This window comes from Devosia sp. P2_G7 (assembly GCF_056403495.1).
Genome location: NZ_JBFUFI010000008.1, coordinates 63831 through 84059 on the forward strand (window position 1 = coordinate 63831; position 20229 = coordinate 84059).

Sequence of the window (20229 nt, forward strand, 5' to 3'; positions counted from 1 at the left end):
CCAATGATGGTTGTCAACCGATCGGTTAAGGAAAGTTCAGGCGGGGAGGAGAGCGACGGAAAGCAGCTTGATCGAGCGCAGCCGGTTGTCCGGATCCGTGGGTCCCATCTGCACTGCGTCGGGGAAGCGCAGTTCGAGCTCGAGCTTGCCGTCGGCGGGAGCCGGGATCGGCAGGGTGACATCCTGCGGCGTGGGAGCATCGAGTGTCACGGTATCCACCAGGGTGCCGTTGGCGACGATCTCGACGCGCTGGGTGGTGAGCTGGCCGTCCTTCTGCACGGGGACCATGCTGAGTTTCAGGGTCAGGCCGTTGGCCGGCTCGGCATAGGCGAAGCGCAGGCGGGCGCTGGTGCCGACAGTGTGGGTGCCGTCGCCGGTGGGTCGCTCCCAACCGCAGACGCGGATCAGCTTGGCGGCATCCCTGCCCTCGGGGGTGAAGGGGACCACGGTGCCGAGGGTGTAGGTGCCGATGACCGGCTGGTTAAGGCAGGTGGTGGTCTTGTCGATGTAGTAGGCGCGGTAATCGGGCGTGACGTTCGGGTGCAGCATCAGCCATAGCACGACGAGCTCGAACAGGGCGAGGAGGCCGACCAGCAGATAGGCACCGAGGCGGAGGGGGTTAGACAAGGCTGAGATACCCCGTGAGCCAGCCGATCGTGGTGAAGTAGCCGGCGGCGAGGAGGCCAAGCAGCGCGATGGCGAACAGCCAGCGGCGGCGGGCCAGCAGTTCGGTCAGCATTAGCGGCATCGGCGCCAGGGCGGCGGTGAAGCGGAGCACCGAGGCCATGCCGGCGAACAGCGGCAGGGTCAGGCAGATCAGCGCATAGACGGCCATGCCGTAGCGCTTCTTCACCAGCAGAATGATGGAGAGGACGTAGCCGATGATCGTCGCCACGGCGAGCTGCTGCGATGGAGTGGGGATCCAGCCCTCCTTGGGGAAGCTGGTCAGCGCGTTCCAGACAAACACCAAGGGGTTGCCGGATGGCCGGGACCATGCGCGCTGCACATGGCTGAAGGCCAGGGCGTCGCCGATGTGGACGTGGAGGTACGCCATGTAGGCGAAGAGGCCGAGCGGGGCGACGAACAGCGCCAGCAGGTGCGTTGGCTGCTTCAGCACGGCCGGCACGAAATCGCGCCAGCTGCCGCCGGCGGCGCGGTGCGACTGCCAGATCTCGATGAGGATGGCGAAGACGATGAACACGCCGACGATGCGGGTGGCCGAAAGCAGCGCGGCGAACAGGCCGGCGAGCAAGAACTGCTTCTTCTGCAGCGCCGCGAAGACGCAGAGGGTCAGCAGCAGGAACAGCACCTCGGTGTAGAAGGTGGTGAACCAGATCGAGAACGGCCCGGCGAGGAGGAAGGCCGCGAACAGGGTGTAGGCGCGCAGGTCCCTGCCGAGCAGCGGCCAGGCGACGCGGGCCGAGACGATGCAGAGGAGGATCGAGAGGCCGGTAGCGGCGACGATGGTCTCGAGCCCGGTCAGGGTGCGGACGATGGCGACGAGGATCGGATAGAGCGGGAAGAAGGCCCAGTTGCCGGCATTGATCATCGTCGGCACCGGGAACGGATCGTAGCCGGTCTGCGACAGCTTCACGTACCAGGCGCAATCCCACCGGCACATGCCCTGGGCGAAATTGGCGAGCGATGCGTCATGGACGGTGGCTGCAAAGGCCAGGTAGCGGATCGCCAACCCGGCGATCGCAAAGGCGAGCGGGATGAGCACCAATACAAGGCCTAGGGGTAGCGTTCGCGCGGGGCGCAACGCGACGGCGTCGCTCATCGGCTAAATCCGGGCAGGGAAACTGCCAGAACTCGTAACGCAATGCGGCGAAATCATATCCATTCCGTCGGCGCATAGCTCCTATGCGACAACTTTCGGCGCTCAACGGCGTTGCGGAATTCGTGTTTGGTGTCCCGATCCCTCCATAGCGACTGTGCATGTATTCTATTTCTCACCATCGGCTCGGTCGGCGAGCCTTTCTCCGAGCCGCCGTTGCCACGGCTGCGCTCCTGTCCACCACCTCCCTCACCCGCGTCGCCTTCGCTCAGGAGAGCGCAGCGGAGGCCTTCGACTATGAAGTGCTGACCGAACGCATGCGGGCGAAGGCGGCCGAGCCGTTCAATGCGGCGGTGCCGGAACTGCCAAAGCTGTTCGCGGGGCTCGACTACGACGGCTACCGCAAGATCCAGTTCGACGCGCAGCACGCGCGCTGGCTCGACAACAATTCCGGCTTCCAGGTGCACGCCTTCCCGATGGGCTGGCTGTTCAAGGAGCCGGTGGGCGTGTTCGAGGTGGTCGACGGCAAGGCGACGCCGTTCGGCTTCTCCAACGCCGATTTCATGTTCTATGACGCGGCGATGGGCGAAGAGGCCGCTGCCGAGGCATTCCCCGGCATCGCCGGGATGCGCATCAACTATCCGGTCAACGAACCCGACAAGATGGACGAGCTGGTCTCGTTCCTTGGATCGAGCTACTTCCGGGCACTGGGACGCGGCAATATCTACGGGCTCAGCGCCCGTGGCCTCGCCATCGACTCGTGGCAGGCAGGGCCGGAGGAGTTCCCGCGCTTTTCGGCGTTCTGGCTGGAACGTCCGACCGAGGGCAAGCCGCTGGTCGCCTATGCGAGCCTTGAGGGTCCGAGCGTCACCGGCGCCTACCGTTTCGAGATCACACCGGCCAGCGACGCGGCACAGGAAACGGCGATCGACATCACTGCCCGGCTGTTCTTCCGCGCCGATATCGGCGAGATCGGCATCGCGCCGCTGACCTCGATGTTCCTGTTCGCGGAGGCCAACCGCGCCGGCTTCGATGACTTCCGGCCGCAGGTGCATGACAGCAACGGCCTGATCGTCGAGCGCGACGGCGGCGAAGTGTTCTGGCGGGCGCTCAACAACACGGCGCAGCTGGGCAACTCGTACCTGTGGGAGAACAACCCGCGGGCGTTCGGGCTCTACCAGCGCGACCGCAGCTTCGAGACGTACCAGGATGCCGGTGCGCATTACGAGCGCCGTCCGTCCGCACGCGTCGAGCCGGTCGGCGACTGGGGCCAGGGCAGCGTGCGGCTGATCGAGGCGCCGTCGCGGCTCGAGGCCGAGGACAATATCGTGGCGTTCTGGATCCCGGCCGATCCGATCAAGGCCGGCGACGAACGCGAGTTCCACTACCGGCTGATCTGGGGCGACCTCTTGCCCAAGGCCGATGCGCCGCTGGCGCATGTGGTCGAGACACGCGCCGGCCAGGGCGGCGTGTCGGGCGTCGCGAACGACGTGAAGCTGAGGAAGTTCGTCATCGACTTCACCGGCGGCGAACTCGTGGAGATACCGGCCGAAGCCAAGCTCGACGTGGTGGCGACCGCCGCCGGCGGCGAGATTACCTCGACGGCGCTCTCGAAGGTCGATGCCAACGGCGTGTGGCGGCTGGCGCTCGACGTGATGATCGACGGGCAAGGCCCGGTGGAACTCAAGGCCAATATCGTCAGCACGGGCCGGACGCTCAGCGAAACCTGGCTTTACCAGTGGAGGGGACAAGCATGAGGCACGACCGTTCTGGTGACTTCTCGGGCGCGCTTCCTGATGCCCCCCTCGCGATGCCCAAGCAGGTGCTGGAGCGTCGGCGGGGCTCGATTTTCATGGTGTTGCGCCAGGCGTTCGCCGCGGCGTTGCCGCGGTTCTGACGGCAGGGAGCCTCACCCCATGCTTTCCCCCGGTTCCTGACAGATGGCGCAAGCCCGTCTCACCCGCTCGCTGGCGCTCGCCGCGTCGGCGCTGCTGAGCCTTGGCGGCGGTTGGCTGTACGTGCAGTTCATCGGTGCCGACGGCACCAGTGCGCTGGACGTGCTGCGCACTGTGCTGTTCACGCTGGTCGGGTTCTGGCTGGTGTGGGGAGGCGTCGCCGGTATTCTCGGCGTGCTGGCTCCGCCGAAGCGGGTGCCGACGGCAGTGGCGCGGCCCGACGGCATGACCGCGATCCTGATGCCGGTCTACAACGAGGACGCTGCCGCCAGCTTCTCGCGCGTCGCTGCGATGAACCGCAGCCTCGTCGCGCTCGGCATCGCCGATCGGTTCCATTTCGCCGTGCTGTCAGACACCAATTCGCCGGAAGTCGCGGCCGACGAGATCATCTGGTTCGAGCAGTTGCTGCATGAGCCGCAGGCCGAAGGCCGGGTGTTCTACCGTCGGCGCGAGCGGAACATTGGGAAGAAGGCCGGCAATATCGAGGACTTCATCTCGCGCTCGGGCGGCGCCTATGACTATGCATTGATCCTCGATGCCGACAGCCTGATGGATGGCGCCACCATCGCCGCGATGGCGAAGCGGATGGACGACGATCAGCGGCTCGGGCTGCTGCAGACAGTGCCGCAGGTGATCCATGCGCAAAGCCTGTTCGGCCGGCTGATGCAATTCTCGTCGGCATACCTCTCACCCTATTTTGCGCGCGGCACGGCGCTGATGCAGGGCGAGGAAGGGCCGTATTGGGGGCACAACGCCATCGTCCGCGTTTCGGCCTTCGCCGCGAGTTGCGGGCTACCGGTGCTCTCGGGCAAGCCGCCGGCGGGCGGGCACATCCTCAGCCACGACTATGTCGAGGCGGCGCTGTTGTCGCGGGCCGGCTGGAAGGTCGAGGTCGATCCGTATCTGGGCGGCTCTTACGAGGAAGGGCCGGAGAACCTGATCGAGTATGCCAAGCGCGACCGCCGCTGGTGCCAAGGCAACCTGCAGCACCGCCGGGTACTGGCCGCGCCGGAGCTGAAGTTCTGGAGCCGGTTCACGTTCGTGCAGGGCATCATGGCCTATGCCGCCTCACCGCTGTGGCTGGCGCTGCTGGCAGCGAGCATTCTCGCCGCGGCGTTGCCCAGCCGCTACTGGTGGCGCGACAACGAGACCGGCATCTGGGTGCTCGCCGTCGCGGTGGCCGTGGCTCTGCTGCTTCCGAAGTTCCTGATCCTCGCCCGCTCGACGCTCGGCCGCCGCAACCAGGGTTTCGGGGGCACGATCCGGGCGGCGCTGTCGGTGATCAGCGAGGTGCTGCTCTCGACCCTCCTTGCACCGATCATGCTGTGCTTCCAGAGCAAGGCGGTGATCGAGATCCTCCTCGGGCTCGATGGCGGCTGGCCGGCGACAAACCGGGACGAGGGCCGGGTGAGCTTTTCGACAGCGTTCGCCGCGAGTTGGTGGGTCACCGTCGCCGGCGCGGTCGTGCTGGCCATCGCCTCGGCCTTTGCCAGCGAGCTGGTGCCCTGGCTGTTGCCCGTGGCACTGCCCGCGATCGGCGCACCGTTGCTGATCGCCGCGACCTCGCGCGGCGTCACCAGCCGCAAGCCGATCCTCTTCACCACCCCGTCCGAAAGCGCGCCGGCGCCCGTCATCATCGAGCAGCAGCGCATTTTCCTGAGCTGGACGCAGCAGGGGCCTGCCCCTGCCGAACCCGCCATTGCCGGAACGACGCCTGTCCATGCCTGAGACCCTCGCCACGCTGAAGCGCGCGCCGCTGCTCGAGCGCCTCAAGGCGCTGGTAGGCCTGCCAGCGCTCGACCGCGAGATCGCCGCGACGCCGCCGGTAGGACGTGACCCGCGGCTCGACATGTTCCGCGGCCTGGCGCTGGTGATGATCTTCATCAACCACGTGCCCGGCACTTTCTACGAGACCCTGACCAGCCGGAACTTCGGCTTCTCTGATGCCGCCGAAGCGTTCGTGTTCATGTCCGGGCTGGCAGCGGGGCTCGCCTATTCCGGCCGCTTCGCCAGCGGTCCGCTATGGCCGGCGATCGCCAAGGTCTGGGCGCGGGCGCGGCAACTCTATTTCGTGCATCTGAGCATCACCCTGATCGCGCTCGCGATCTTTGCATCGGCGGCGCTGTATTTCGGGCTCGACGAGGTACTGGAGAAGAACAACATAGCGCCGATCTTCGGCTTCCCGCTGCAGACCATGATCGGGCTCCCGCTGATGACGCATCAGCTGGGCTATCTCAACATCCTGCCGCTCTACATCATGCTGTTGCTGGCGACGCCGCTGATCATCGGGCTCGGCCTGCGCTGGCCGGTGCAGACCATGCTCGGCTCGATCGCGCTGTGGGTGCTGGCGGGGCAGTTCCGGCTGAACCTGCCGAACTTCCCGACGCAGGGCGGCTGGTTCTTCAATCCGTTCTCCTGGCAGATCCTGTTCGTCGTCGGCCTGCTGTCGGGAATGGCGATGAAGCAGGGGCGCCGTTTCGTGCCGAAAAGCCCACTGCTGTTCGGGCTCTGCGCGGCGTTCCTCCTCGTGGTGCTGCTGTGGGTTAAGGTGCCGCCTCTGGGCGATGCGGGGCGAAACATGCTCGGCTTCCTCAGCCGACTCGGGCTGCCGTTCTACGTCACCTGGTTCGACAAGACCTTCCTCGCGCTGCCCCGGCTGTTGCATGCGCTGGCGCTGTTCTACGTGCTGGCGTCGCTGGGCGTGATGTACCGGGTCGCGCAATCGCGTTTCGCCGCTCCGCTGCGGCTGATGGGCCGGCAAGGACTTGCGGTGTTCGCGACCGGCACCGTGCTGAGCCTGTTCCTCCAGGCCGTGAAGACCGGCACCAAGGGCGGCCTGCTGCTCGACACGCTGCTGCTCGGCGGCGGGTTGCTGGCGCTCGTGGGGCTCGCCTATGTGCTGACCCGCACGCAGGAGATGACGCGCGCGGCGACCCGCGCAGCATCCTGACACAACTGTCACATTTCTGAGAGCGCCCACAACAGTTGCAAGCTTGCGCCTTGCCGCGCGGTCGCGGCTGGGACTAGCCTACTAGTCGAGGGAGGGGCCAGCCCACTCGAGCGCGGGAGCGTTTGGTGACCCGACGGCGACCACTCTATAGCCGATCACAAAGGCCGCGGACCACGGCGGGTTCAGCTTGGGTCGCGCCGGATGGCGTAAGTCCCGTCTATGTCGATCTTCCAGATGAAACGACCGGTCCGACGCTTCGACGCCGCCTCGCTGCGTGGTGGAGCAAGCTCTATCAGCAGCATCAGGGTCCGGTGCTGGTCGGGCTCGGCGCGCTGGTCACGCTGCTGCTGATTGGCGCCTACGACCTGATCGCCCCCGACCCACAGCGCATCAGCGACTGGCAGTTCATGACCGCCGTCAACAAGGTGGTGGACGAGCGGCCGCCCGGTGCATCGATCGAGTCGGTCGCCTATGCGACGGTTATCCGCTCGGTGGTGCGGGTGGATGGCTACGAGGATGCCACGGACAATCCGTCAGCCGCCAAGCCGGAGAGCGAGAAGGCTGAGTTGCCGGCGGAAGGCAAGGTGGAAGAGGACTTCCACGAGCGCTTCACCGCGGTCGGCACCGGCGTCGTCATCGACGACATGGGCACGATCCTCACTAATCTCCACGTCGCCGGGGCGGCCAAGAACCTGCGGGTGCAGTTCTGGGATGGCACCGAGTCTGAGGCGATGATCGTCGGCGCCCGGGCCGATAGCGACCTCGCCATCATCCGCCCCCGTGTGCTGCCCGATGACCTGCAGCCGGCAACGCTCGCCCCGAGTGCCGGACTCAGTCCTGGCGACGCGGTGGTGGCGGTGGGCTTCCCGTTCGGCATCGGTCCTTCGGCTTCGGCCGGCGTGGTGTCCGGGCTCGGCCGGGTGCTGGCGGAAGAAGGCCAGCCCAAGCTGCAGAACCTCATCCAGTTCGACGCGGCCGCCAACCCGGGCAATTCCGGCGGGCCGCTGGTCAATGCCGATGGCGAAGTGGTGGGTATCGTCACCGCCATCCTCAACCCATCCGGACTTCGCACCTTTGCCGGCATCGGCTTTGCCGTGCCGATCGAGAACGCCGCCGCGGCGGCAGGAGAAAACCCGCTGTAACTCGAACCCCGACGGAGAAAATGGACGACACATCGAAAGACTCAGGCGCCGCCGTCGCTTCCTTGATGGAGCAGGTGCTGTACGAGGTGAAGAAAGTCGTGGTCGGGCAGGACCATTTTCTCGAACGGGTGCTGGTGGCGCTGCTTGCCAAGGGGCACCTGCTGGTCGAGGGCGTGCCAGGCCTCGCGAAGACGCTGACGGTCAACACGCTGGCCGACGTCATCCAGGGCAGCTTCAAGCGGGTGCAGTTTACCCCTGATCTCGTCCCATCCGACCTCGTCGGCACACGTATCTACAACCAGAAATCCGGTGACTTCTCGACCTCGCTGGGACCGGTGTTCTGCAACCTGCTGCTGGCCGACGAAATCAACCGCGCTCCGGCCAAGGTGCAGAGCGCGCTGCTCGAGGTGATGCAGGAGCGGCAGGTCACCATCGCGGGCGAGACTCACAAGGTGCCCAATCCGTTCGTCGTTATGGCGACGCAGAACCCGATCGAGACCGAGGGCACGTATCCCCTACCCGAGGCGCAAGTCGATCGGTTCATGATGAAGGTCCTCGTCGGCTATCCGAGCGAAGAGGAGGAGTTCGTCATCGTCTCGCGGGTCACCGGCCTCATGCAGGCGGTGGCGCGCGTGGCGACCACCGAGCAACTGGTCGGGCTGCAGGCGAAATGCCGGCAGCTGTTCGTCGATCCGTCGCTGATCCAGTTCGCGGTGAAGGTGGTGAGCGCCACGCGCAACCCCGCGTCGGCGGGGCTCGGCGAGATGGAGCGGTTCCTCACCTATGGTGCCAGTCCGCGCGCTTCCATCAACATGATCGAAGCCGGCCGCGCCCTCGCCTTCCTCCGCGGCCGTGAATACGTGCTGCCCGAGGACGTGCTCGATGTCACCCCGGACGTGCTGCGGCACCGGATCGTCCTCTCCTACGAGGCGATCTCGGAGTCGATCACGCCCGACCAGATCGTCGGCCAGATTCTCAAGGCCGTTCCCGCACCCGAGAAACCCCTGGAGGCGCATGTCCGCATCGCCGCAGCAGGCTGAGAAGCTCCTCGGCCGCCTCGAATGGACGGTGATCCGCAAGCTCGACGGCTTGCTGCAGGGTGACTACCGCACGCTGTTCCGCGGCTTCGGCCTCGATTTCGCGGACCTGCGTGAATACCAGACCTACGATGACGTCCGGCACATCGACTGGAACGTCACGGCGCGCACGCAGGTGCCGCATGTGCGAATCTACAACGAGGACCGCGACGTCACCGCCTGGTTCCTGCTCGATCTCAGCCCCTCGGTGGATTTCGGCTCGGACCAGGTGACCAAGCGCCAGATGCTCACCGAGTTCACCGCCGTGCTGACCCGGCTGCTGACGCGACAGGGCAACAAGGTCGGCGCGATCCTGTTCAACGGCCAATCGGATTTCGTCATCCCACCGCATACCGGTCGGCGGCATGTGCTGCACCTCGTCGACAAGGTGTTCGCCAATCCGCGGCTGCTGCGCTCGCCGCAGACCGATCTCAACGCCTTCCTCGCGCGGGCGGCCTCGGTGATCAAGCGGCGCTCGATCTGCTTCGTGGTCTCCGATTTCATCTCGAAGCCGGGCTGGGAGCGCGGGCTGTTCCAGCTGAGCAGGCGCCACGAGGCAGTGGCGGTGCGGTTGCTCGATCCGCTCGACATGGCGCTGCCCGATGTCGGCATGCTGCTGTTCCAGGACGCGGAGACGGGCGAACAGCTGTTCGTCGACACCGTCGACAAGGGCTTCCGCCGCCGCTTTGTCGCAGCGGCGCAACGCAACGAAGAGGCGCAGATGGAGGCGTTTGCCGCCGCCGGCCTCGATGTACTCGAACTCTCGACTTCCGACGATCTGGTCGATGCGCTGCTGCGCTTTGCCAATATGCGCAAGGTGCAGTCGCGACTCGGTGGAGGCGGCAATCTGCCCGCGATGGCGGGCGCGTAACTTAGACGACGGGTGACGACATGACCTTCATCTGGATGGACATGCTCTGGTTGCTGGTGTTGGTGCCGCTGTTGATCGGCGCCTACATCTGGCTGATGCGGCGCCGGAAGAAATCGGCCCTGCGCTACGCCAACCTCGCCATCGTCAAACAGGCGATGGGCAAAGGGGTCGGCTGGCGCCGGCACGTGCCCCCGACGCTGTTGCTTGGGGCGATCACCGTGCTGATCGTCGCCGTGGCCCGCCCGGCTGCGGTGGTGGAACTGGCGTCATCGCGCGCCACCGTGATCCTCTCGATGGATGTCTCGGGCTCGATGCGGGCCCGCGATGTCGAGCCGTCGCGCATCGTGGCCGCGCAGGAGGCGGCGAAGGCCTTCATCAAGAACCAGCCGGCCGACGTGCAGATCGGCATCGTGGCCTTTGCCTCGGCCGCGGTGCTGGTCCAGGCCCCGACCATCGACCGCGAAGCGCTGTACCAGGCGATCAACAGCTTCGACCTGAGGCGCGGAACGGCGGTGGGTTCGGGCGTACTGGTGGCACTGGCGACCATCTTCCCAGACGAGAGCTTCGACACCGATGGCGACCAGCGCGACCAGCTCGGGCTACCGAGCTTCGGCCGGACCCTCGGCGCCGCGGGCGAGCCGGATGGCCTTTTGAGCGCGACCGGACCGCTGGAAAAGCACATGCCGGTCGAGCCCGGCTCTTATGACAGCGCGGTAGTGATCCTTCTCACCGACGGCGCGACGACCACGGGCCCCGACCCGATCGCTGCGGGTCGCCTTGCCGGGGACTATGGCGTGCGGGTGTTCACCGTCGGCTTCGGCTCGGCGACTGGCGATGTGGTGGATTTCGGCGGCCGCTCGATGCGGGCGCAGCTCGACGCCACCACGCTGCAGGCGATCGCCGATGCTACCGAAGGCGAGTACTACGAGGCGAAGAGCGCCGCCGACCTTGCCGGGGTCTACAACTCGCTCTCAACCCGGCTGATCAGCGAGAAGAAGCTGACCGAGATCGCCTTCCTGTTCGCCGGGGTGGGTGCGCTGCTCGCCATCGCTGCGGCGGGCCTGTCGATGCTGTGGTTCGGGCGCGTCGCCTAGCCGGGCCGAGCCGTCACCGCCGATCGCAACCACCACCCGCTGCCGTCCGCGACGGCCGGCGAAATCGTGGCGCTTGCGCGTCCGCATAATTATGATAATCACAGTCATGTTTTAGTGTTTTTAGCAGACGGCCGGGATAGCCACGATGCGACTTGAGGATTTGCGGGACGTGACCGCTTCGCCCGATACGGCGGAAAAGCCGGAACTACCCGCCGGCCAGCCGAGCTTCACCACGGAGCAGCTGTTCGGTAGCGCGACCGAGATCGGCATCGTGCACCAGGGCTCGACCTACCGGCTCCGCATCACACGCCAAGGCAAACTCGTCCTCAACAAATAGGAGCCGCCATGCGCTTCACGATTGCATGCTTCTTCACCACTCTGTCGCGCCGCCACCTCGCGGAGTTCGGCGTCTGATGGAAACAGTGGTCGAAGCCGTGGAGCCGGTGGCGGCAGCACACGACATGTCGATGTTCGCGCTGTTCATGCAGGCGGACTGGGTGGTGAAGTCGGTGATGCTGGGGCTGCTGTTCGCCTCGATCGCCTGCTGGGCGGTAATCTTCGCCAAGGCCGCTGCCTATGCCAGGGCGAAACGCGAGATGAAGGCGTTCGACAGGATCTTCGCCTCGGGCGAGCCGCTGACGCAGATCTACGCGCGGCTGAAGGATGGCCCGCGCACCGGGCTTGGTGCGCTGTTCGCCGCGGCGATGGAGGAGTGGAACGGCAGCCACGCCGAGAACGCCGCCAATTCCGGCGGCCTGCAGGCGCGGCTGCGCATCGTGCTCGACACCACGGTAGCGGCGGAGAGCGAGAAGCTCGACCGCAGCCTGTCGCTCCTGGCGACGGTGGGGAGCGCCGCGCCATTCGTCGGGCTATTCGGCACGGTGTGGGGCATCATGAACGCCTTCACCTCGATCGCGGCGGCGAAATCCACCAGCCTTGCCGTGGTAGCGCCGGGTATCGCCGAGGCACTGTTCGCCACCGCGCTCGGGCTGCTCGCCGCCATCCCGGCGGTGATTGCCTACAACAAGCTGAGCGGGGACGCCGGGCGGCTGATCGGTCGGCTCGAAGCATTCGCCGACCGGGTCTCGGTGCTGTTGTCGCGGCAGCTCGATGCGCGGGGGAACGCCTGATGAGCATGTCGCTGCAGAGCACGCGCGGGCGACGTGGCCGACGTGGCGCGATCAGCGAGATCAACATGACGCCGCTGGTCGACGTGATGCTGGTGCTGCTGATCGTGTTCATGGTGACGGCGCCGCTGCTCACCTCGGGTGTGCCGATCGACCTGCCGCAGACGAATGCGCCGGAGATGAAGGTCGAGGGGTCGAAACCGCTGACTATTTCGGTGACGCCGGAGGGCCAGATTTACCTCGGCGAGGACGAGATCACGCTCGAAACGCTCCTCGACTCGGTCGGCGCGGCGGCGGGCGAGGCCGGAGCAGAGCAGCGGCTCTACATCCGTGGCGATGCCACCGCCGATTACGGGTTGATCATGCAGGTGATGGGCGATTTGAGCCGCGCCGGATACGCCCGCATCGGGCTGATCACCCAGCAGCGCGAGCAGTAAGATGAAGAAGGCCGCCCTTGCTTCCGCCAGCATCCATGTCGGCCTGATTGCCGGGGCGTTCCTGCTCCTCAACCTCAATCCCGCAATCGACGAAACGGCGGCGGAGTCGGTGAGCGTCGATATCATCTCGATGGACGCCGTCACGGCCAACCCGACCGAGGAAATCACCGAGGCGACGGAGACGCTGGTTTCGGCCGGCGGCGAGGTCGAGGCGGAGGAAGTGCCGGAGACGGAAACCGAGCCGGTCGAGGTGGCTGAAGCTATGCCGGCCAAGGCCGTCGTAGCTGTGGCGGCGCCAGTCGAGGTGGCGCAGGTCGAGCCGTCGGAGAGCGAAGAGATTGCGTCAGCGGAGGTGCTGACGGCGGTGGATTCGATGGCACCCGCAGAGGCGGTGATACCGCAGGTTGCGACCGCAACGATCGTCGCCGATAGCGTTGCCCCGTCGCTGTCCGATCCGCTCGAGGCGGTGCGCACGGCAACGATCGGCGAGCTGACGCCGGAGCCGCCGATCCAGCAGATTCCGCCGGCGCTGACGAAGCCGGTCGAGGTGGCGGAACCGCCGGAGACGGCGAGCCTTACGCCGGTGGTCGAGGAAGAGTTGCAGGTGGCACCGATCCCGAAGCCGCGGATCGTGCGCAAGCCGGTCGAGGCCAAGGTTGAGCCGCTGAAGGAACAGCCGAAGAAAGAGCCGACCGAGAAAAAGCCGCCATCGAAGCAGGCGAGCCTCGGCAATGGCGGCCTGGCCGATGCCGACAGCGCCGCCAAGAAATCCGGCGGCGGCGCCGGCAAGAAGAATGATGGCGGCAGCGCCGCCGCCAGCAAGTACCCCGGCCTGGTGCAGTCCAAGGTGACCCGCGCGGCGAAATATCCGTCCAAGGCAAAGGGCGACGATGGCGAGGCTTTGGTGAGCTTTACGGTCGGCGCCAGTGGTAAGGTGGTGAAAGTCGCGCTTGCCCGCAGTTCGGGGAACGATGCGCTCGACAATGCCGCACTGGCGGCAGTCGACCGCGCTGCGCCCTTCCCTCCCATTCCCGAGGCAGCGGGGCGATCGACGTGGTCGTTCACGGTGCCGCTCTATTTCAAGAAGTGAGTTCGATAATGACCGAAGAAAAGAAGAAGGACGTGCTGCTCGAGACCACCGCCGATGCGGTACGCGAGGCCAAGACGCTGATCCGCACAGCGCGGTCGGGCTCGATTGCGACGCTCGAGCCGGGCACCGGCTGGCCGATCGCCACCCGAGTCGGCGTCTCGACCGATTTCGACGGCGCGCCGATCATCCTGATCTCGAAGCTCGCCGCCCATACCGGCGCGCTCCTCGCCGATCCGCGCTGCTCGCTGCTGATCGGCTATCCCGGGAAGGGCGATCCGCTGGCGCATGCCCGCGTCACTATCGCCTGTGAGGCCCGCGAAGTGGAGCGCGACCGCGAGGAACACGTGCGGCTCGACACGCGCTACCTGATCCACCAGCAGAAGGCCAAGCTCTACTCGGGCCTCGGCGATTTCCGCTACTTCCGGCTCGAGCCGAAGAGCGCCTCGTTCAATGCCGGCTTCGGGCGCGCCTATGCGTTGACCCGCGAGCACCTGCTTAACGCCAACCCGGCCAATCCGGAGCTGGCGATGACCGAGCCGGGCGCCGTCGAGCACATGAACGACGATCACGGCGAGGCCGTCGGGCTCTATGCCGAGCACTTTGCCAAGGCGCCGGCCGGCAAGTGGCGGCTGATCGGCGTCGATGCCGAGGGCATGGACCTCGCCGATGGAGACGATATCCGCCGCGTCTGGTTCGAGACCGAGCTCACCTCGTCCAAGGACATGCACACGACGCTGGTGAGAATGGCCGGCGAAGCTCGCCGGGCCCTGAACCGGCCGCTCAAGGACGCGAGGGTTGCTTCGTGAAGCATCTGATCTCCGCCGCGCTGATGCTGATGCTGATGGCATCGCCGGCGCTGGCGCAGCAGGCGACGCTCCCGGGCGGCGCCTCGGCGCTCAACGAGGCGCATGGCAGCTGGACGGTGAACTGCACGCTGGTCGAAGCCGGCAAGGATTGCGCCTTCTCCCAAGCGGCGGGCAACCCGCAGACCGGCAACGCGCTGGTGGCGGTCGAACTGGCCGCTCCCACCGGCAACAAGGCCGAGGGGATGCTGCTGACGGCGTTCGGGCTGCGGCTCGATGCGGGCGTGCAGCTCGGCATCGACGGCCAGCAATTGGGCCAGGCGCGGCCCTTCCTCACCTGCGTGCAGACCGGGTGCCTGGTGCCGCTCGATTTCGACGAGGTGGCGCTCAGCGCCATGAAGGTCGGAACGACGCTCGAAGTCACAGGTGTGAAGGTCGACGACGGCCAGCCCGTGACGGTGACACTGTCACTTGCCGGCTTCACTGCCGCCTACAATCGCACGGCGGAGCTGGCGCAGTAGCATTTAATCTTGACTCACATACTCACCTTTAATAGAGCCTGAATGGATGGCCCGATCGGGCCATGAACAGCAAGCCACGCGGCGAGCGGCGCGCCGACAGCCAGCCAACATCTTCGGTTTCTTTCGGGGGCAGGCATGTCTTATCGGCCGCACGGCGCGAGCGTTTTCGCGCGCGCATTTGTATCACCTTGGCATCTCGTCGGCGTCAGCACCGTGGCGCTGCTCTGCGCCATTCCGCAGCCGGTCGCGGCGCAGGAGCTGACCGAGGCGCAAAGCACCATCCTCAAGCGCATCGTGGTCGTCGCTTCGCGCGGTAGCAAGAGCGTGCTCGACGTGCCGCAGAACATCGCGGTGATCGATGCCAAAACGCTGGAAAAGCACGTGGTCCGCGATATCCAGGACCTGGTGCGGTATGAGCCGGGCATCGCGGTGACGCGGCAGACCTCGCTCACCAATCCGTTCAGCCAGCTCACCGCATTCAACATCCGCGGGGTCGGCGGCAACCGCGTGCAGATGCTGGTCGACGGCAGCCGCGTGCAGGAAATCATCACCGACGGCAGCCGCGATTTCGTCGATCCGTGGAACATGAAGGCGGTCGAACTGGTGCGGGGGCCGAACTCGGTGCTGACCGGCTCCGACGCGTTGGGCGGCACGGTGTCGTTCCGGACGCGCGACCCGTCGGACCTGCTCGAAGGGCAGGACAAGCCGTGGGCGGTGGAGATCAAGACCGGCTGGGACAGCTACGACAACAGCTTCCGGAAGCAGGTGACGGGGGCCTACGATTTCGGCGACCTCGAGGTGCTGGCGAGCTTCGGGCACATGAGTGCCGAAGAGCCAAAGCTCTCCAACGCGGATCCGGACGGCGGCATCTGGGGATGCACGCGCCCAGCCTATTTCCGCTGCAACGTGCTCTTCCCGGCCGACACGAGCATCTACAATGGCCTGCTGAAGGCGGTCTGGACGCCGGGCGACGCGCACAAGTTCACCGGTACGTTCGAGCTGTTCGACGAGAACACGGTGATCGACCAGATCTGGGATTCGGGCTCGACGCAGGGTGCGCCCACCACGACGGCCTACAACTCCGAGAGCTATATCCGCGAGGTCGACATGACCCGTTATCGGCTGGCGCTCGAACATGAGTGGCAGGTCGGCGCGGACTGGCTCGACGCGGTCAAGTGGAACGTCTCGTACTCGCCGCAGCGGCAACTCAAGACGTCGGACCAGCGGCGCATCTATTCGAACCGCGTCCAGGACCAGCACCAGATCCGCGACTACGGCGAGACCTTCCTCGAGGGCGATCTGCAGCTGACTTCGTCGTTCGGCTGGGGCGACACCTCACACACGCTGACCTACGGCTTCGACGGCGATATGACGATGACGCAGTACGAAGGGACCAACTACACGTACCGCTCGGATACCGGCGTCACTACCATCACCCCCAACCAGGGGTTCAACTTCCCCGAAGTTGAGACGGTGCGGGCCGACATCTACCTGCAGGACGAGATCAAGCTGCTCGATGAGCGCCTGACGCTTACTCCCGGCGTGCGGCTCGCCACCTATTCGATCGATCCGACCGGCGATGAGGACTACGTGCCGCTGCCCGGGTTCGAACCCGAGGTGCAGGAGAGCGTGCGGCTGATCAAGCGGATCGGCGCGGTCTACGAGCTCGACGACAGCTGGTCGGTTTATGCCGGCTATGGCGAAGGGTTCAAGATGCCGACGAGCCAGCAGCTGTTCGTTTCGGTCAACGACCCGTTCACCGGCAACCAGGTGATCCCGAACCCGGACCTGAAGCCGGAGGCGGTGGCGAGCTACGAGGCGGGTATCCGCGGCGAGTTCGAGCGGGGCTGGCTGTCGGTAGGTGGCTTCTACAGCGAGTACACCGACTTCATCCGCAGCTTTGCACCGGTGGCCGGCCAGCCGGCGAACGTCGTCACCTACGACAACCTCGACACGGTGAAGCTCTGGGGCATCGAGGCGAGCGCCGAGTTCGAGGTCTACGAAAACCTCTTTGCGTCCGGCGCCCTCACCTATTCGAAGGGCGTGCAGATCAACGACGGCGCTGCTGAGGTGCCGTTCGACGGTGCCATTCCGCTGACCGTCGTTGCAGGGCTGCGCTACGAGATGCCCGTCCAGGGGCTCGAGTTCGAGGTCATCGGCACGTTCGCCGCCGGGGTTACCGAGCGGAGCGATCCCAATGCCTTCAAGCCGGATGGCTACTCGGTGTTCGACGCCTACGCCAAGTGGGAGCCGACCGACAATATCGAGCTCACCGCGGGCATCCAGAACATCCTCGATACCCGCTACTTCCCCAACACGCTGACTGGGTACGCCAACACGCCGGCCTCGTCGGCGGTTGCCAACCAGAACCCGCTCGAACTGCAGGTTGCCCCGGGCCGTACGTTCAAGCTCGGCGCCAAGGTCACGTTCTAAGCACCTACTCCGCGGGAGGGCACCGTCCACGGCTCTCCCGCCTTCTTTTTCGGAGATTTCGCATGACCCGCGTCCTTGGTCAGTTCTGGCGGTTGTTGAAGCTCTGCATCGGCGGGCGGGGCGGAAAACTTGGGCTGGCGCTGTTCGTCGCCGTGGTGGCACTGAAGCTGGGTGGGGTCTACGCGACGCTCAGGATCATCTCCTGGACCAAGGATTTCTACTCGGCGTTGGAGGCTGTCGATGCCGGCGCTGCGCTGACCCAGATCGGGGTGTTCGGCATCATCGTGCTGCTCAACTCGATCCGCGAGCTCAGCGCGCAATATCTCAACAAGCTGGTGCTGATCCGCTGGCGGCGGTCGCTGACCGAGGCGGTGCGCGACAAGTGGCTCGCCGACAAGGCCTATCTCGGCATGGGCGGCAGCGGTGCGGGGGTGGACAATCCCGACCAGCGCATCGCCGATGACTGCCGGCTGTTCATCAACGGCATGCTGAGCGAGGCGCTCGACCTCATCACCAACATCGTTGCGATCTTCTCCTACGTGGCGCTGCTCTGGCAGCTCTCGTCCTTCCCGCTGTCGCTGGCCTTCATCGGCATCGACTTCGAGATCCCGCGCTACATGCTCGTCGCCGCCTTCGTCTACGTCGCGCTCTGCTCGCTGCTGACGCACGTGCTCGGCAGCCCGCTCAAGAAGCTCTATGTCGAGCAGCAGCGCCACGAGGCGGACTTCCGCTTCGCGCTGGCGCGGATGCGCTCCGATGTCGACGAGATCGCGCTCCTCAATGGCGAGGAAGCCGAGCGGCGGACGCTGGACAGCCGCTTCGGCGCGATCATGGGCAACTGGCGCAGGCTGATCAACCGCGAGCTGATCCTCAGCTGCTTCACCTACCCCTACCAGCACACGGTGCTGCGCATCCCGCTATTCGTGGCGCTGCCGTCGTTCCTCGCCGGGGCGGTCAACTTCGGCGGGCTGATGGAAGTCAGCTCCGCCTTCTCCAGCGTCGTCACCACGCTGTCGTGGTTCATCTTCTCCTACCGCGACCTCGCGGACCTTGTGGCCGCATCGTCGCGCCTTGACGGGTTCCTGCGGGCGACCGACAGCGGCGCGGCGGGCGAGGCCATCGTGCAGCGGGGCGATGGTCCGCTCAGTGTTTCCGGGCTCAGCCTCAGGCTGCCGGATGGCCGGCCGCTGCTCGATGTGGGCTCGCTCAGGGTCGAGCGCGGCGAGACCGTGTGGGTCGCGGGCCCGTCGGGGCTGGGCAAGACCACGCTAGTCAAGGCGATTGCAAGGCTCTGGCCGCATGCCCAGGGCCGGATCGTGCTGCCTGCCGGACCGGCGCTGTTCCTGCCGCAGCAGGCTTATGTGCCGCTCGGCTCAATCCTCGATGCGGTGGCCTATCCTTCCAGCCCGGAGGCCTTCACGCTGGAGCAGCTGAAGGCGGCGCTCGAGGCGGTGGGGCTCGGACATCGGCTCGATGTGATGTTCGTCGACGACGAGACGGCCAGCGGCGATCTCTCCGGCGGCGAGTTGCAGCGCCTTGCGCTGGCCCGGCTGCTGCTGCAGCGGCCGGCCTTCGCCTATCTCGACGAGCCCACCAGCGCCATCGACGTGGCCTCGGAGACCGGGCTGTTCGAGATGCTCCGCCACGAGTTGCCTGACACCGCTTTCGTCATCGTCGCGCACCGCAAGCCGCAGGGCCTCGGCCCGCTGCGCACCATCGAACTCGSCGCAGCGCCGGCCACGCCCCTCGAACCCGTACTTGCCTAAGGATAGTTCAATGCTCGACAAGCCGACCACCCTGCCCCGCGCCCGCCTCAAGGCCAGCGCCCGCGACGTGCTCGCCACCCTCCCTGCCATCGGCAAGCTGATGGTGACAGCGCGGCACCTCGGCGCGACGCACGAGCGGATCGGCGCGGTCGAGAGCGTGACCTTCGAGGACGGCTGGGCGGTGATCGGCGGGGCCGAGCACGAGAGCCGGATCGAGCTGGCTGGTATCGCCGAGATCATCGTCGACCGCACCAGCGTGATGAAGGACAAGGTGTATCCACGCATCGACCTCAACCGCACCGATGGCAGCTACATCTGCGGCATCGTCGGCTTCGATGGGATCGAGCCGTTCGACGCCGCGGTGGCGCCGCTCGGCGTCGGCACGGCGATCGAGGCGAAGCCCGATACCCCGCCGGGTGAGCGCATCGAGGCCAGCGAGACCGATCCCGGCCGTTTGCCACTTGAGGACGCGCAGGCGGCGCAATCGCCGGTGGTGATCGGCTTCCGCCGCCCCGGCTTCCAGCAGTTCTGGCGCGGCACCATCGAGACGGTGAAGCCGGCCATGGGCTTCATCAACGTGATGCGCTCGGATTTCCACCTGCACCTCAAGGCTGGTGCAGTGGCCGAGTGGCACCGGGATTCGGTGACCGGCGAGCGCGAGGCATTCAACGCCGACGGCGAGCCGCTGGGCCTGACGCTGCTGCGTGTCAACTGACGGGTTAGCCCAAAGCGCGATTGCCGTTCCGGGACGGATCATCCTATTGAGGCGGGCCCGACGGCCCACCGGCCGTCACTACGCTCAGGGGAGCCAGCATGATCTACGAGTTGCGCGTCTACACCTGCCTGCCGGGGCGCTTGCCCAATCTGATGCGGCGGTTCAAGGACCATACGCTGGGCATTTGGGAACGGCACGGCATCGAGCAGGCCGGGTTCTGGACGACCGTGATCGGCAATTCGAACAACGATCTGACGTACATGCTGCGCTGGAACTCGATGGCCGAGCGGGAGACCAAGTGGGCGGCGTTCGTGGCCGATCCGGAATGGCATGCCGCGCGGGACGCATCGGAAGCGGATGGTCCGCTGCTCGCCAATGTGTCGAGCCAGTTTCTGACGCCGACGGGGTTTTCGAGCGTGAAGTGACGACGCGGCCGGTGCGAGCCGACCCCCACCCCTGAACAGGGGGGAGG

20 protein-coding genes are annotated in these 20229 nt (G+C 66.2%); 18 read left to right on the forward strand and 2 right to left on the reverse strand.

Annotated features, from left to right (window positions below):
- Positions 1 to 36: 36 nt before the first annotated feature.
- Entirely contained in the window at positions 37 to 627 is a 591-nt protein-coding gene (locus AC1DWU_RS14315) for a hypothetical protein (protein ID WP_477150665.1), read from the reverse strand.
- Positions 620 to 1780, reverse strand: coding sequence for a hypothetical protein (locus tag AC1DWU_RS14320; RefSeq protein ID WP_477150666.1), 1161 nt, complete (start codon positions 1778 to 1780; stop codon positions 620 to 622). Before AC1DWU_RS14320 ends, AC1DWU_RS14315 begins: the two co-directional genes overlap by 8 nt.
- Before the next feature lie 158 nt (positions 1781 to 1938).
- Here AC1DWU_RS14320 and AC1DWU_RS14325 point away from each other — a divergent pair, with 158 nt between their 5' ends.
- From AC1DWU_RS14325 to AC1DWU_RS14410, 18 genes are all read left to right on the forward strand, one after another.
- Positions 1939 to 3534 (forward strand): OpgD/OpgG family glucan biosynthesis protein, encoded by a 1596-nt coding sequence (locus AC1DWU_RS14325; RefSeq protein WP_477150667.1) that lies wholly within the window; start codon positions 1939 to 1941, stop codon positions 3532 to 3534.
- Positions 3531 to 3674, forward strand: a complete 144-nt coding sequence (locus AC1DWU_RS14330; RefSeq protein ID WP_477150668.1) for a hypothetical protein — start codon at positions 3531 to 3533, stop codon at positions 3672 to 3674. Before AC1DWU_RS14325 ends, AC1DWU_RS14330 begins: the two co-directional genes overlap by 4 nt.
- 43 nt (positions 3675 to 3717) lie before the next feature.
- A complete protein-coding gene (gene mdoH / locus AC1DWU_RS14335) occupies positions 3718 to 5460 on the forward strand; it encodes a glucans biosynthesis glucosyltransferase MdoH (RefSeq protein ID WP_477150669.1) in 1743 nt (580 codons plus the stop codon).
- Positions 5453 to 6682: an OpgC family protein gene (locus tag AC1DWU_RS14340; protein WP_477150670.1), complete on the forward strand. Its 1230-nt coding sequence runs from the start codon at positions 5453 to 5455 to the stop codon at positions 6680 to 6682. Before mdoH ends, AC1DWU_RS14340 begins: the two co-directional genes overlap by 8 nt.
- A gap of 311 nt (positions 6683 to 6993) precedes the next feature.
- Complete coding sequence (locus AC1DWU_RS14345; RefSeq protein ID WP_477150671.1) at positions 6994 to 7824, forward strand: S1C family serine protease; 831 nt, start codon at positions 6994 to 6996, stop codon at positions 7822 to 7824.
- Between the two features lie 20 nt (positions 7825 to 7844).
- The gene (locus tag AC1DWU_RS14350) at positions 7845 to 8864 is read left to right on the forward strand and encodes an AAA family ATPase (protein ID WP_477150672.1); all 1020 of its coding nucleotides are present in this window, start codon (positions 7845 to 7847) and stop codon (positions 8862 to 8864) included.
- Positions 8839 to 9771: a DUF58 domain-containing protein gene (locus AC1DWU_RS14355; RefSeq protein WP_477150673.1), complete on the forward strand. Its 933-nt coding sequence runs from the start codon at positions 8839 to 8841 to the stop codon at positions 9769 to 9771. The genes AC1DWU_RS14350 and AC1DWU_RS14355 overlap by 26 nt, the downstream gene beginning before the upstream one ends.
- A gap of 20 nt (positions 9772 to 9791) precedes the next feature.
- Positions 9792 to 10865, forward strand: a complete 1074-nt coding sequence (locus tag AC1DWU_RS14360) for a VWA domain-containing protein (protein WP_477150674.1) — start codon at positions 9792 to 9794, stop codon at positions 10863 to 10865.
- Between the two features lie 145 nt (positions 10866 to 11010).
- Positions 11011 to 11202 carry a hemin uptake protein HemP gene (hemP, locus tag AC1DWU_RS14365; RefSeq protein ID WP_477150675.1) on the forward strand — a complete coding sequence of 64 codons (192 nt, stop codon included), beginning with the start codon at positions 11011 to 11013 and terminating at the stop codon, positions 11200 to 11202.
- A gap of 76 nt (positions 11203 to 11278) precedes the next feature.
- Positions 11279 to 11995 (forward strand): protein TolQ, encoded by a 717-nt coding sequence (gene tolQ / locus AC1DWU_RS14370; RefSeq protein WP_477150676.1) that lies wholly within the window; start codon positions 11279 to 11281, stop codon positions 11993 to 11995.
- Positions 11995 to 12429: an ExbD/TolR family protein gene (locus tag AC1DWU_RS14375; protein WP_477150677.1), complete on the forward strand. Its 435-nt coding sequence runs from the start codon at positions 11995 to 11997 to the stop codon at positions 12427 to 12429. The genes tolQ and AC1DWU_RS14375 overlap by 1 nt, the downstream gene beginning before the upstream one ends.
- Position 12430: 1 nt before the next feature.
- On the forward strand, positions 12431 to 13519 hold the full coding sequence (locus tag AC1DWU_RS14380) for an energy transducer TonB family protein (protein ID WP_477150678.1): 1089 nt from the start codon (positions 12431 to 12433) through the stop codon (positions 13517 to 13519).
- Between the two features lie 8 nt (positions 13520 to 13527).
- Positions 13528 to 14325 carry a HugZ family pyridoxamine 5'-phosphate oxidase gene (locus AC1DWU_RS14385; protein WP_477150679.1) on the forward strand — a complete coding sequence of 266 codons (798 nt, stop codon included), beginning with the start codon at positions 13528 to 13530 and terminating at the stop codon, positions 14323 to 14325.
- Positions 14322 to 14843 (forward strand): invasion associated locus B family protein, encoded by a 522-nt coding sequence (locus AC1DWU_RS14390; protein WP_477150680.1) that lies wholly within the window; start codon positions 14322 to 14324, stop codon positions 14841 to 14843. Before AC1DWU_RS14385 ends, AC1DWU_RS14390 begins: the two co-directional genes overlap by 4 nt.
- 135 nt (positions 14844 to 14978) lie before the next feature.
- Complete coding sequence (locus AC1DWU_RS14395) at positions 14979 to 17276, forward strand: TonB-dependent hemoglobin/transferrin/lactoferrin family receptor (RefSeq protein ID WP_477150681.1); 2298 nt, start codon at positions 14979 to 14981, stop codon at positions 17274 to 17276.
- A gap of 62 nt (positions 17277 to 17338) precedes the next feature.
- Positions 17339 to 19042, forward strand: coding sequence for an ABC transporter ATP-binding protein/permease (locus AC1DWU_RS14400; protein WP_477150682.1), 1704 nt, complete (start codon positions 17339 to 17341; stop codon positions 19040 to 19042).
- Between the two features lie 10 nt (positions 19043 to 19052).
- Positions 19053 to 19757 (forward strand): ChuX/HutX family heme-like substrate-binding protein, encoded by a 705-nt coding sequence (locus tag AC1DWU_RS14405; protein WP_477150683.1) that lies wholly within the window; start codon positions 19053 to 19055, stop codon positions 19755 to 19757.
- Between the two features lie 98 nt (positions 19758 to 19855).
- On the forward strand, positions 19856 to 20182 hold the full coding sequence (locus AC1DWU_RS14410) for an NIPSNAP family protein (RefSeq protein WP_477150684.1): 327 nt from the start codon (positions 19856 to 19858) through the stop codon (positions 20180 to 20182).
- The last annotated feature ends 47 nt before the right edge of the window (positions 20183 to 20229 follow it).